The organism is Mangrovibacter phragmitis (genome assembly GCF_001655675.1).
Taxonomy (GTDB): domain Bacteria; phylum Pseudomonadota; class Gammaproteobacteria; order Enterobacterales; family Enterobacteriaceae; genus Mangrovibacter; species Mangrovibacter phragmitis.
Genome location: NZ_LYRP01000012.1, coordinates 157801 through 169949, shown reverse-complemented (window position 1 = coordinate 169949; position 12149 = coordinate 157801). Strand labels below are relative to the sequence as shown.

General features: G+C 54.9%; 12 protein-coding genes. 9 read left to right on the top strand and 3 right to left on the bottom strand.

From position 1 onward, the window contains the following. The first annotated feature begins 35 nt into the window (after nt 1–35). The 7 genes from A9B99_RS11065 (at nt 36) to sra (ending at nt 5960) form a co-directional block, all read left to right on the top strand. Nucleotides 36–1562: an FGGY-family carbohydrate kinase gene (locus tag A9B99_RS11065; protein WP_064598030.1), complete on the top strand. Its 1527-nt coding sequence runs from the start codon at nt 36–38 to the stop codon at nt 1560–1562. Then, on the top strand, nt 1559–2212 hold the full coding sequence (gene ulaD / locus A9B99_RS11060; RefSeq protein ID WP_064597449.1) for a 3-keto-L-gulonate-6-phosphate decarboxylase UlaD: 654 nt from the start codon (nt 1559–1561) through the stop codon (nt 2210–2212). Before A9B99_RS11065 ends, ulaD begins: the two co-directional genes overlap by 4 nt. Next, nucleotides 2212–3072, top strand: coding sequence for an L-ribulose-5-phosphate 3-epimerase (locus A9B99_RS11055; RefSeq protein ID WP_064597447.1), 861 nt, complete (start codon nt 2212–2214; stop codon nt 3070–3072). The genes ulaD and A9B99_RS11055 overlap by 1 nt, the downstream gene beginning before the upstream one ends. Beyond that, entirely contained in the window at nt 3066–3761 is a 696-nt protein-coding gene (gene araD, locus A9B99_RS11050; RefSeq protein WP_064597445.1) for an L-ribulose-5-phosphate 4-epimerase, read from the top strand. The genes A9B99_RS11055 and araD overlap by 7 nt, the downstream gene beginning before the upstream one ends. A 177-nt stretch (nt 3762–3938) precedes the next feature. Further along, complete coding sequence (locus tag A9B99_RS11045) at nt 3939–5081, top strand: alpha/beta fold hydrolase (protein ID WP_082917864.1); 1143 nt, start codon at nt 3939–3941, stop codon at nt 5079–5081. A 170-nt stretch (nt 5082–5251) separates the two neighbouring features. Next, nucleotides 5252–5722, top strand: coding sequence for an Hsp20 family protein (locus tag A9B99_RS11040; RefSeq protein ID WP_064597444.1), 471 nt, complete (start codon nt 5252–5254; stop codon nt 5720–5722). A 94-nt stretch (nt 5723–5816) separates the two neighbouring features. After that, the gene (gene sra / locus A9B99_RS23200; protein WP_074388793.1) at nt 5817–5960 is read left to right on the top strand and encodes a stationary-phase-induced ribosome-associated protein; all 144 of its coding nucleotides are present in this window, start codon (nt 5817–5819) and stop codon (nt 5958–5960) included. 167 nt (nt 5961–6127) lie between these two features. On the opposite strand, the gene qhpR is transcribed toward sra, so the two are convergent. Both qhpR and A9B99_RS11030 read right to left on the bottom strand, forming a co-directional pair. After that, nucleotides 6128–7204 carry an AraC-like transcriptional regulator QhpR gene (gene qhpR / locus A9B99_RS11035; protein WP_197499272.1) on the bottom strand — a complete coding sequence of 359 codons (1077 nt, stop codon included), beginning with the start codon at nt 7202–7204 and terminating at the stop codon, nt 6128–6130. 187 nt (nt 7205–7391) lie between these two features. After that, nucleotides 7392–8399 (bottom strand): phosphotransferase enzyme family protein, encoded by a 1008-nt coding sequence (locus A9B99_RS11030; RefSeq protein ID WP_064597441.1) that lies wholly within the window; start codon nt 8397–8399, stop codon nt 7392–7394. Here A9B99_RS11030 and A9B99_RS24380 point away from each other — a divergent pair. Both A9B99_RS24380 and eat read left to right on the top strand, forming a co-directional pair. After that, on the top strand, nt 8398–8523 hold the full coding sequence (locus A9B99_RS24380; RefSeq protein WP_269448067.1) for a hypothetical protein: 126 nt from the start codon (nt 8398–8400) through the stop codon (nt 8521–8523). The genes A9B99_RS11030 and A9B99_RS24380 overlap by 2 nt on opposite strands. 150 nt (nt 8524–8673) lie before the next feature. Beyond that, nucleotides 8674–10038 (top strand): ethanolamine permease, encoded by a 1365-nt coding sequence (gene eat / locus A9B99_RS11025; RefSeq protein WP_036116622.1) that lies wholly within the window; start codon nt 8674–8676, stop codon nt 10036–10038. Nucleotides 10039–11564: 1526 nt separating this feature from the next. On the opposite strand, the gene A9B99_RS11020 is transcribed toward eat, so the two are convergent. Continuing rightward, a complete protein-coding gene (locus A9B99_RS11020) occupies nt 11565–12116 on the bottom strand; it encodes a flavodoxin family protein (RefSeq protein WP_064597440.1) in 552 nt (183 codons plus the stop codon). Between the last annotated feature and the right edge of the window lie 33 nt (nt 12117–12149).

The window sequence follows — 12149 nt, the reverse complement described above, 5'->3', positions numbered from 1 at the left end:
CTGCGCGCTACGGCGCGCATAAACGAGTAGCAATGATGAGAGAACACAGTGAGCCTTTATGGCTGGGTATTGATTGCGGCGGCACCTATCTGAAAGCCGGATTATATGACCGCGCTGGCAAAGAACGCTATATCCAGCGTGGCGTACTGACCACCCTCAACCCACAACCAGGATACGCTGAGCGCGATATGCACGCGTTATGGGAGCAGTGTGCCAGTACCATTCGCCAGTTACTGACCCGGGCAGAGGTAAATGGCTCACGGATTCAGGCGATTGGTATTTCTGCTCAGGGTAAGGGGCTGTTTCTGCTCGATAAGCAGAATCAGCCTCTCGGCAACGCCATTCTCTCCTCAGACCGCCGGGCTATGGCGCAAGTACGCCAGTGGCAACAGGAAGGTATGCCTGAACGGCTCTATCCTGAAACCCGTCAGACATTATGGACCGGCCACCCGGCATCATTATTGCGCTGGATTAAGGACCATGAGCCACACCGCTACCAGAACATTGGCTGCGTGATGATGGGCCACGATTATCTGCGCTGGTGCCTGACAGGGGTAAAAAGCGCAGAAGAAACCAATATTTCCGAATCGAACCTGTACCACATGGCGCGGGGTGAATATGACCCCAAACTGGCGCAAATGCTGGGTATTGAAGAAATCATGCCCGCTCTACCGCCAATTGTTGGCCCGGCAGAAATATGCGGGGAAATCACCGCTCATGCCGCCTCCCTGACCGGTCTCGCTGCAGGTACGCCTGTAGTGGGGGGGCTGTTTGATGTGGTTTCCACCGCACTCTGTGCCGGATTACAGGATGAACACACACTCAATGCCGTTATGGGAACCTGGGCCGTTACCAGCGGTGTGACATCCGGGATTCATCCCAACGAAGCTCACCGTTATGTCTATGGCCGTTACGCCGACCCGGGTCTCTATATTGTCCATGAGGCCAGCCCCACATCATCCGGCAATCTTGAATGGCTCACGAACCAGTGGGGCTCACTCTCTTTTGATGAGATTAATAACGCGGTTGCCAGCCTGCCGAAGGCCGGTTCAGATGTCTACTTTCTGCCATTTCTGTATGGCAGCAACGCCGGTCTGGAAATGACCGCCGGGTTCTATGGGTTACAGGCGATTCACCAGCGGGCTCACCTGCTGCAGGCCGTCTATGAAGGTGTGGTTTTCAGCCATATGGCTCACCTGAACCGTATGCAAACCCGTTTTACCGAAGCCCGCACCTTACGCATAACCGGTGGCCCGGCACATTCAGCCGTCTGGATGCAGATGTTTGCCGACATAAGCGGATTAACCGTGGAGTTACCCCAGGTGGAAGAAACCGGCTGCCTTGGCGCCGCACTCGCCGCCCTGGTGGGTAGTGGCGTGTATCCCTCATTTCAGGTTGCCTGCCAGCACCTGGATAACCCCATTCAGCGCCTGACCCCGGACCGGGACGCTCACGCGCGCTATCAACATAAATACCAGCATTACCAATATCTGATTGATGCCATACAGCAGTTTCACGCTCGCTGCGCCGCATCTCAACGTGCTAAGGAATCTAACGCATGAAACCCTTGTTACAACTGGCCCTGGACCATACCAGCCTGGCATCAGCACTCCAGGATGTGGAAAAGCTGCATCACCATGTGGACATTATTGAGGCTGGCACCATTTTATGCCTGTCTGAAGGGTTGCATGCGGTGCGTGAATTACGGGCTCGTTGCCCGGAAAAAATCGTGGTAGCCGACTGGAAAGTGGCCGACGCCGGAGAAACGCTGGCCCAACAAGCAATGACCGCGGGTGCCAACTGGATGACCGTGATTTGTGCCGCCCCCCTGGCGACGGTGGAAAAAGCATTATCCGTTGCTAAACAGCATCAGGGCGATATTCAGATTGAGCTATTTGGCAACTGGACTTTCGATGATGCCCGCGCCTGGTATAAAGCCGGTATTCGCCAGGCGATTTATCACCGCGGCCGGGATGCTCAGGCCAGCGGCCAAACCTGGAGTGAGACAGATCTTAACCGCATGAAAACCCTCTCGGATATTGGCCTGGAACTGTCAATTACCGGCGGCATCACACCTGACGACCTGCACCTGTTCCGTGATATCGCAGTGCGCGCATTTATTGCCGGGCGTGCGCTGGTTGAAAATCCCAACCCGCCCGCTGTTGCCAGTGCCTTTCACCAACAAATTCAGACTATTTGGGGGAGCAAATAATGCGCCAGCATCCACTCGGTATTTATGAAAAGGCCTTACCTAAAAACCTCACCTGGCCGGAAAGGTTAGTGCTGGCGAAAAGCTGTGGTTTTGATTTTGTCGAGATGTCAGTCGATGAAACCGATGAGCGTTTATCCCGCCTGGAGTGGTCTGCCAGCCAGCGAGCCGCTCTGGTGGAGTCCATGCTGGAAACCGGTGTATCCATACCATCGATGTGCCTGTCCGCGCACCGCCGTTTCCCTTTTGGCAGCAAAGATGAAGCCATTCGCCAGCGTGCCAGAACCATTATGACCCAGGCTATCAGGCTGGCACGCGACCTGGGGATCCGCACCATCCAGTTAGCCGGGTATGACGTCTATTACGAAACCCACGATGAAACCACACTGCGTTATTTCACTGAAGGCATGGCCTGGGCTGTTGAGCAGGCAGCCGCCGCACAGGTGATGCTGGCTGTGGAAATCATGGACACCGAGTTCATGAACTCCATTACCAAATGGAAAAAATGGGACGACTTACTTGCCTCACCCTGGTTCAGTGTTTACCCGGATGTTGGCAACCTCAGTGCCTGGGGAAATGACGTTGCCAGTGAGCTCCGCCTGGGGATTAACCGCATTGCCGCCATTCACCTGAAAGACACGCTGGCGGTCACCGCTGAAAGCCCGGGGCAATTTCGTGATGTGCCCTTTGGCCAGGGCTGTGTCGATTTTGTCGGCATCTTCAAAACCCTTGCAGAACTGAATTATCGCGGTGCCTTTTTAATTGAGATGTGGACAGAGAAAGCCCAGGAGCCGGTGCTGGAAATTATTCAGGCTCGCCAGTGGATTGAACAACGTATGCAGGAAGGAGGATTCCCATGTTAGAACAGTTAAAAGATGAAGTGCTGGCTGCCAACCTGGCGCTTCCTGAACACCAGCTGGTCACATTTACCTGGGGAAATGTCAGCGCTGTCTGCCGCGAGCAGGGTGTGGTGATTATCAAACCCTCAGGCGTAGAGTATGACGTGATGACTGCCGATGACATGGTGGTGGTTGATCTGGAAACTGGCGCAGTGGTGGAAGGGAAAAAGAAACCCTCTTCTGATACTGCCACCCACCTGGCGTTGTACCGCCGTTTTCCGGGCATTGGCGGCATTGTGCATACCCATTCCCGCCATGCGACAATCTGGTCGCAGGCTGGCCTGGATTTACCCGCCTGGGGCACCACCCAGGCAGACTATTTCTACGGCGCAGTACCCTGTACCCGGCTGATGCATGATGCTGAAATCGCGCAGGATTACGAACTGCAAACCGGTAATGTGATTATCGAAACGTTTGAACAGCGCAACCTTGATCCTCTGCAGGTTCCGGCCGTGCTGGTGCATTCCCATGGCCCATTCGCCTGGGGAAAAGATGCCGCAGATGCCGTTCATAACGCGGTGGTACTGGAAGAGTGCGCATATATGGGGTTGTTCTCGCGCCAGCTTGCCCCACAATTACCGGATATGCAGCAAACCCTGCTGGATAAACACTATTTACGCAAACACGGGAAAAATGCCTACTACGGGCAATAATCGCCAACACCATCACGCACAACACGACTGTCCTGGAACGACAACCAGGCCAGTCGTGACCAGGAATAAGCAATATTCCTTGCAGAAAGACGGCATCATCAGGTTAATTTCGCTACACTTACCCCCTGAAACTGACTGCCAGGTGGCGGTCTTGTAGCCACAAACAGGGAACACGCTATGTTGATACCTCGCTCACTGGCGCGCTGGGCGCTGCCTGCATTATTACCTTTCACCTTTTCACTGGCTTATGCCGCCGCACCCGATACCACTGCCGGTGAGCTGGTGAACAAAGTCGCACTGCCTGCCGACCACGGTTTGCAGGAAGCCGCCGAACAATACCTGATAACCTACCGCTCGGTCAGTGGTGTGGATGGGAAAACCCCGCGCGAAGACACCGCCGCACTGTTTATTCCCCATGGCAAAATGCCAGACGGTGGCTGGCCGGTGGTGGTCTGGACACACGGAACAGTGGGTGTGGGCCGGGATTGCGCGCCATCACTGAACCCACGTACCGCCAGAGACAGCCAGTACCTGAATACCTGGTTATCGCTGGGGTTCGCAGTGGTTGCACCCGATTATGCCGGGTTGGGATCTTCCGGTTTACACCATTACCTGAACGCACGGGCAGAAGCCTGGAGTGTGCTGGACAGCGTGCGGGCGGCACTGAAAAACTTTCCGCTGGCTAACAAACTGGTGCTGGTTGGGCAGTCTCAGGGGGCGCATGCGGCCTTTTCCAGTGCAGGCTGGCAGCCTGACTACGCGCCGGAATTGCACGTACGCGCCACCGTGTTAACCGGCACACCTTTTTTTGATGACACGCTTTCTGCCGATAAACTCTTCACCGGAGAATCAACCGGGGATGGCGGGGACCCAAAAATTCCTTATGCGTTTTATATTTACCTTTCCGCTGCCGACCACAACCCGGCACTGAAACCGGAAAACGATTTTCAGCAAAAAGCCCTGCCGTTACTCAATGAGGCCCGTAAGCTGTGCATCACACCGCTGACCCAGGCAGTGATGGCTGAAAAACTCAATGCGGCCAACAGCCTGAAACCCGCGATCCAGTCGGTTCTGGTTGAGCAAACCCCCACACTGCGCTACCCAACCCTGCATATCAACCACCCGGTCTTTATTGGCATTGGCGGCAATGACATCAATGTGCCCACCGCCATGCAGCAGCACTTCGCCAGTGCGGTGAAAGCGGCCGGAACAGATGTTGAAATCCGTGAATATCCTGGACTGGACCACAGTGGAACGGTTAACCCGTCCTTACGTGACTCCGTGCCGTTTGTGATTCACGCGCTATCTGCCAAACAATAATTGTGCTCACATCCCCGGCCAGCAAGGCCGGGGCTGGCGACAAAAAAATTTCACTTTCCTGGGGTTGAAAAAAACGCCAGGCACCCTATATTTCATTGCGGAGAGGGCACAACCCCCACCACAAAACATGAACTGCTTTTTGAATATTGACTATGTTCAGGAGGTTAATCATGGCACGTAATGCTTTGTCTTTATTCCCATTGCTTTCAGATTCACTGTTCCCTGACCGCTTCAACCGTATTGACCGGTTGTTCAGCCAGCTGACTGGCGATACACCGCTTAGTGGCGCACCTTCCTACGATATCAAACGCACTGGCGATAACCGTTACGACTTAATTCTGAGTGTCCCAGGCTGGAAAGAACACGAACTGCAAATTGAAACCACAGGCGGGCAGCTCACTATTTCCGGTAAACATGAAGAAGAAAAAGGCGGCAGTGAAGAAAGCTGGATTCATCGCGGAATCAGCCGCGCCAGCTTCCGTTCAAGCTTCAGCCTGCCAGACAGTGTCACCGTCACCGGAGCGGCTCTGAACGAGGGGTTACTCACTATCAGTCTGCTGCAGGAAATTCCGGAAGAGGAAAAACCACAGCGGATTGCGATTACAAACAGCAACAGTAAAGCACTTGAACACCAGGAGTAAGCGTCGCATAACAGTAAGGCCGCGCCTGGTTCCGGCCAGGCGCTCTGATAACACGAAGTATCCTTAACATCTTTGAACAACGTAAGGAGAATGCATGAAGACGAATCGTCAGGCACGTCAGTTATTAGGGCAGGATCATTGGTTGTCGAACCACCGCAAACTGGTCATTCACGATAATACCGCCACCATTGTAAAACATGGCTCCGGGCGGCACCGCCATCTCAACCAAAGTGAATAAGTGAATTGATGCGTCCGGGGGTGTCCTTGTGACTAACAGCCCCGGACGCATTTTTTTATCGCGTCTCAACTGGCACGCTTGCATTAATGCCACAGTTTTTCTTTTAGTACACTTCCCCGAATAACAGCCACACCGACAGGTAAGAACCCACGCTTCCCGGCGCTTTATCATTCCCGATAAGCCAGAACCTGCTCACCTTTACGCCACTGGCGTGGGCTTACCCCAAACCAACGACGGAACGCGCGGGAAAACGCGCTCACTTCTGAATACCCCAGTAACAGTGCCATCTCCGACACCGGTAACTGGTTCTGTTGTAAATAGTGTGTCGCCATTTCACAACGAACTTTATCCACCAGCGTGGTAAAACTCACGCCCTGCTCACGTAACCGGCGTTGCAATGAACCACAAGACAGGCCCATTTTTTCCGCGACATCGTCAAGAACCGGTTCACCCATAGCCAGTTGCAGGTGCACTTGCGTGCGCGTCTGGTCAACAATGCCCTGGTTGGGCACCCGGTTGTTCAGGCGGCGAATGGCATCCTGCATTACCAGCAGCAACATAGGGTCGCTGTCTGGCATGGTCCGGGAAAGCTCGCGTTTAGGGATTATCAGTGAGTTAAAAGGCTGCTCAAAATACACCGGCGCATCGAACAGTTTACAGTGTTCGTGCCACTGTTCCGGGCGTGGGTGCTCAAAATGTACTTCCCGTGGTGCCCAGTGCGGACCCATAGCATGGCGAATCAGGTTCATAAACATGCCTAACGTCAGTTCGGCATCCTGGCGACGGGCAAGAATTGCACCATGGCGTACCTGGTAATCCAGCCGCCAGCAATCGCCTTTATCCACCATGCGCACTAAGGTGTCGTGCTGGTGATACGGAAACGCGTTTGCCACGTTATGCAGCGCCTGTTCCAGTGTGCCGGAACACAAACCGATATAGCCAATCAGGCCTAATGACTGCGGTTTAAACTGCCGTCCGTAGTGTAAACCGAAATTATCAAAACCTGAGTTATGCGCAGCTTCTTCCATTACCCGGCAGTAATTCACCAACCCGAGGCTGAGTGTAGGGCTGGCAAGCAGTTCGGGGTCGACACCACTGATACCAAACACCCGGTCTGCATCGCCACCGTACTGGCTAATGAAATCACCCAGACCAGAGGCGGCGGCAGATAAAACCCCCATATTTCCCCCTGCTGCGCTGTTAAGCGAACCAGAGAGCGCCGAATGCAGCGAAGGCGTTGTCATCATTGCTTCACCTTTACCTGTTAATGAATGGGATAAGTGAGAGCAATATTCGTACCACTTATGGGGTTAAACAGAATCAATCAGTTAGCAGCCAGAAGCCCCTGCTGGTGCGCGCCCGGGAGCCAGGCTGCCCACTCGTAGTGCACCTGGTCATTACTGTGCATCACAAGGGTTACTGCAGCAAACGTTATGCCCCAACAGGCAACAGGGCGTCTTCTTCCATAAAACGGTGGCACAAACGCACGGTATGCCCAACCCATTCACTCCCGAGGCTTTGTGCCATTTCTGTTTGTGCATGAGAGGCCACCCAGGCAGTAAGCTGTATACGCCGCTGCATCAGTAAGGCGGGAACCACCGCCATATCCGCGTCAGAAATATGCGCCACTCGTTCATAACCGGCGAGCCAGTTCTCCACCCAGGCTTCAGCCCGCGGGTGGTGCTCAACAAAACTAATAGCGGCAGCCAGGTCATGGAGGTACCAGCCCATGCCGCAATCATCAAAGTCAATCACCCGGGTTTCACCCTGCCAGAGCAATAAATTGGTGAGGCGCAGATCGGCATGGATCAGCCCAAATCGCGCCTGATCCCGGCCATATTCATTGAGTTGATGGCGAATACGCGCCAGGGCTGCATCCACCACGTCATGGTTGTGGTGGGTAAGCCCTTGTGCATCGCGCCAGTCGCCCCAGTGCCCTTCCGGGCTAACCATTGAAGGGTGGTCCCACAAAATACGCCGAAAACCTTCCGGTTTGCGCCACTGCCTGCTGTGCTGGTGCAACCGTGCGGTAATTTCCCCCAACTGGCGGAAAGCTCTGGGATCCACGCCGGTGTCTGGCATGTCGCCTTCAATCCAGTGAAATAAAACAGCATGGCGTACCTGCCCGCCTGCCAGCGGCAATGTTTGTACCCGCACACCTTCACAGTCAACCAGTGCCTCTGGCACCGGAATACCGGCTTCGCGCAGGGCATCCAGCCACAACAGCTCGCTTTCGATATCCACTTTTTCATGGTAATCGCCACGGTGCAGGCGCAGGGCATAGCGTTTTCCCCCGGCAGTCACGACAAAGGTGGCGTTTTCAGAACGGCATAACAGGCGAAGTTCACCCTGCAATGGTGCCGGGTAACGGCGCAGTGCCTGCTGCGCCAGTCGTGTCAGAGTTGTGTTGTCCAGGGTGTCATACTGTTTTGCGCTCATGAATATTGTCCGTCTGGTTCAGGGTGCATTCAGCATGAAGTTATTTCCCCTTGCCGTGCTTGACACTACAGCCGCAAAAATTGACCCAGACCACTATTCCCGCCGCTTTTCCCCGTCAACTTGACATCAGCGCGCAAGAATCGACGCGCTGATGTCAAGTTTTCCCCACCGCACTGGCGGCATTATCAGAGAGCAAACGCACCAACATTCGCAAAATAAGACGTTCACAAAATAACGCGTTCACACAACGACGATAACTGACGGGGATACAAATATGACGACAAAACTTAAGCCCACACTGGGCGCCCTGCACTTGTGGGGTATTGCCGTGGGTCTGGTCATATCCGGAGAGTATTTTGGCTGGAGCTATGGTTGGGGAGTGGCAGGCACACTGGGGTTTTTGATTACCACATTGTTTATTGCTGCAATGTATACCTGTTTTATTTTCAGCTTTACCGAGCTGACCACCGCCATTCCACAGGCCGGTGGCCCGTTTGCCTACAGCCGTAAAGCCTTTGGCGATACGGGCGGCCTGATTGCAGGCATGGCAACTCTGATTGAGTTTGTCTTTGCACCACCCGCTATTGCCATGGCGATAGGGGCTTACCTGAATGTGCAGTTCCCCGGGCTGGATCCGAAATATGCGGCGGTGGGCGCGTATATTGTCTTTATGGGGCTGAATATTCTGGGCGTAAAACTGGCGGCCATGTTCGAACTGGTGGTCACCATTCTGGCGGTTATCGAACTGCTGGTGTTTATGGGCGTGGTTTCCCCTGGGTTTACCATGAGTAATTTTGTTGCCCATGGCTGGGCAGGCAGCGATGGTTTCTCACTGAGTTCTGTTTCCGGGATGTTTGCCGCCATTCCTTTCGCTATCTGGTTCTTCCTGGCGATTGAAGGGGCTGCAATGGCCGCAGAAGAAGCGAAAGACCCGAAACGCACCATTCCCCGCGCCTATATCACCGGCATTCTTACTCTGGTGGTACTGGCGATTGGTGTGATGTTGCTGGCAGGCGGCGCAGGTGACTGGCGTAAACTGTCCGACATTAACGACCCACTGCCGCAGGCAATGAAAATGATTGTTGGCGAACACTCCAGCTGGATGCATATGCTGGTGTGGATTGGCCTGTTTGGCCTGATTGCCAGTTTCCACGGGATTATTCTTGGTTATTCCCGCCAGTTCTTTGCTCTGGCCCGTGCCGGTTACCTGCCTCATGGTCTGGCAAAACTGTCCCGCTTCCAGACACCGCATCGTGCAATTCTGGCCGGTGGTGTGATTGGTATCATCGCGATTTTCTGTGATGGCGTAAATCTGCAGGGTATGAGCCTGACCGCCGCCATGATAACCATGGCCGTGTTCGGTGCCATTGTGATGTATATCATGAGTATGCTGAGCCTGTTTCGCCTGCGCCGTAGCGCACCGGAACTGGAACGCAGTTATCGTGCGCCGGGTTACCCGGTTATCCCGGCGATTGCGCTGGTTTGTTCCGTGATTTGCTTGGTGGCGATGCTGTGGTTTAACCCGGAAATTGGTGGGTTGTTTATTGCCTTTATGGTGGCGGGTTATCTCTATTTTCTGTCGACGAAGTCGCGCCGGGATGATGTGGCGAATGCGGAGATGGTGTTGGAGAGTGAGTAGTGTTTTTTGCCCGTGGGCGGTTTTTTGTTCGCTTGCAGTGGTGCCAGTACGGTGACTGTTCCGTTCACTTGCAGCGTGGTTGTTTCCGTTCACTTGCAGTGTGTCAGTGTAGCGGGTTCCGTTCACCTGAAGTGATGCGCTCAATGCGGCTTCACAGCCTGTGAACGGGCTAAAGGGGGCTCGCCCCCTTTGCAATCCCCGTTTTCGCGGGCGACCGGTGCTGCGCACTGCGTTCACCTCCGGGCAGTCAGCCTGCGGCCGGCTCGACTCGGCATCCATGCCTCGTTTCGCCTTATTCCGCCATCCGGGCGGAATAACCTTGTCTTCCTTTCTCCGGTTCACCGGTCTTACGCGAACTGTCCCCGCTGCAAGTAGCGGATAGTTTGTGTTGTGCTGAGTGGCTGTATGTTCTGTGCATGGTATGTCTTTGTGTGTTTTTTGCTGAGATATGACAGGCGGGTGTGGGGTGTGGCCTCTAAATCGTTGAGGCGTGCCTGGCGGGCCGGGGCTGCCTGCAGGACGCAGGCAGAGCGACGGGAGGCAGGAAGCCGACCCGGAGCGGTACCCGAACAGGCCGCCGGGGTAAGCCGAATGTCCGCGCAGCGGCGATTTTGCCGGCCACAAAAGGGGGTGGGGCCAGTGCCCCCTGCGGGCGCCGGGCGCTGGTGGTGAGAAAAAGCAGTGTGATGGACACGGCGCGCAACTGGCTCTGTGCTGGCAGATCATTTTACTGTGGTTGAGTACTGTTTACTGAACCTGTTACCAGTGTGGTGGAAGTTCCGTTCACCTGAAGTGATGCGCTCAATGTGGCTTCACAGCCTGTGAACGGGCTAAAGGGGGCTCGCCCCCTTTGCAATCCCCGTTTTCGCGGGCGACCGGTGCTGCGCACTGCGTTCACCTCCGGGCAGTCAGCCTGCGGCCGGCTCGACTCGGCATCCATGCCTCGGTTCGCCTTATTCCGCCATCCGGGCGGAATAACCTTGTCTTCCTTTCTGCGGTTCACCGGTCTTACGCGACACAACCCTCGCTGCAAGTAGCGGATAGTTTGTGTTGTGCTGAGTGGCTGTATGTTCTGTGCATGGTATGTCTTTGTGTGTTTTTTGCTGAGATATGACAGGCGGGTGTGGGGTGTGGCCTCTAAATCGTTGAGGCGTGCCTGGCGGGCCGGGGCTGCCTGCAGGACGCAGGCAGAGCGACGGGAGGCAGGAAGCCGACCCGGAGCGGTACCCGAACAGGCCGCCGGGGTAAGCCGAATGTCCGCGAAGCGGCGATTTTGCCGGCCACAAGAGGGGGTGCAGGGGGCCAGTGCCCCCTGCGGGCGCCGGGCGCAGTTGGTGAGAGAAAGCAGTGTGGCTGACACGGCGCGCAATTTGCTCAGTACTGGCAGAACGGGGGCAGTTCACCCTGGCTGGTGCGATTGTTCAGTTCACTTTAGCAATGTAAGTGCAACTGTGGAGGCTGTATCCAAATACGTAATCCCCCGGCATCAGATTACCGCGCCAGAGGATTACATCAAGTGATGTGGCTTATTTCAGGCGTGCAGCGATAGAGGCAACACGGGCGCCGTACAGGCGAACAGTTTCCAAATCACCTGCCGGAATTTTATCCGCGCCAGCATCAGAAGGAGACTGTACCAGCGGGCCTGCGGAGCCACCCAGGTTGTTCACATCGTCACGGGTGGATGCCAGGGTATTTGCTGGCAACTGGCCCAGGCTTACCCAAATCCCGCCATGTTGCGCAGCGAGGGTTTGCATGGCAATCATGGTGACTTGTTTGTCGCCATTCAGGCTGGCGCTGTTAGTGAAACCACCGAACACTTTGTCCTGCCAGGCACGGGTGAACCAGGGTTTGGAGCTGGCGTCGGCGAATTTCTTAAACTGCCATGGAGCTGAACCCATATAGGTCGGCGCACCAAAAATAATGGCGTCTGCAGCCTGCAGCGTGTCCCATGCGGCTTCAGGAATATTGCCTTCCTGGTCAATTTCGATAAGTTCCGCCTGAGCACCTTCGGCAACGTTTTCAGCTACCAGTTTGGTGTGTCCATAGCCAGAATAATAAACCACTGCAACTTTAGTCATGGTCTCTCCGTCATGAGGATGATTAACACTTTG

What these genes read in the sequence shown, in the direction of transcription:
- A9B99_RS11065 (WP_064598030.1), top strand. Translation starts at nt 36, where the DNA reads ATGAGAGAACACAGTGAGCCTTTATGGCTGGGTATTGATTGCGGCGGC.
- eat (WP_036116622.1), top strand. Translation starts at nt 8,674, where the DNA reads ATGACGACAAAACTTAAGCCCACACTGGGCGCCCTGCACTTGTGGGGT.
- A9B99_RS11045 (WP_082917864.1), top strand. Translation starts at nt 3,939, where the DNA reads ATGTTGATACCTCGCTCACTGGCGCGCTGGGCGCTGCCTGCATTATTA.
- A9B99_RS11055 (WP_064597447.1), top strand. Translation starts at nt 2,212, where the DNA reads ATGCGCCAGCATCCACTCGGTATTTATGAAAAGGCCTTACCTAAAAAC.
- A9B99_RS24380 (WP_269448067.1), top strand. Translation starts at nt 8,398, where the DNA reads ATGAATATTGTCCGTCTGGTTCAGGGTGCATTCAGCATGAAGTTATTT.
- A9B99_RS11020 (WP_064597440.1), bottom strand. Translation starts at nt 12,116, where the DNA reads ATGACTAAAGTTGCAGTGGTTTATTATTCTGGCTATGGACACACCAAA.
- sra (WP_074388793.1), top strand. Translation starts at nt 5,817, where the DNA reads ATGAAGACGAATCGTCAGGCACGTCAGTTATTAGGGCAGGATCATTGG.
- A9B99_RS11030 (WP_064597441.1), bottom strand. Translation starts at nt 8,399, where the DNA reads ATGAGCGCAAAACAGTATGACACCCTGGACAACACAACTCTGACACGA.
- ulaD (WP_064597449.1), top strand. Translation starts at nt 1,559, where the DNA reads ATGAAACCCTTGTTACAACTGGCCCTGGACCATACCAGCCTGGCATCA.
- qhpR (WP_197499272.1), bottom strand. Translation starts at nt 7,204, where the DNA reads ATGACAACGCCTTCGCTGCATTCGGCGCTCTCTGGTTCGCTTAACAGC.
- A9B99_RS11040 (WP_064597444.1), top strand. Translation starts at nt 5,252, where the DNA reads ATGGCACGTAATGCTTTGTCTTTATTCCCATTGCTTTCAGATTCACTG.
- araD (WP_064597445.1), top strand. Translation starts at nt 3,066, where the DNA reads ATGTTAGAACAGTTAAAAGATGAAGTGCTGGCTGCCAACCTGGCGCTT.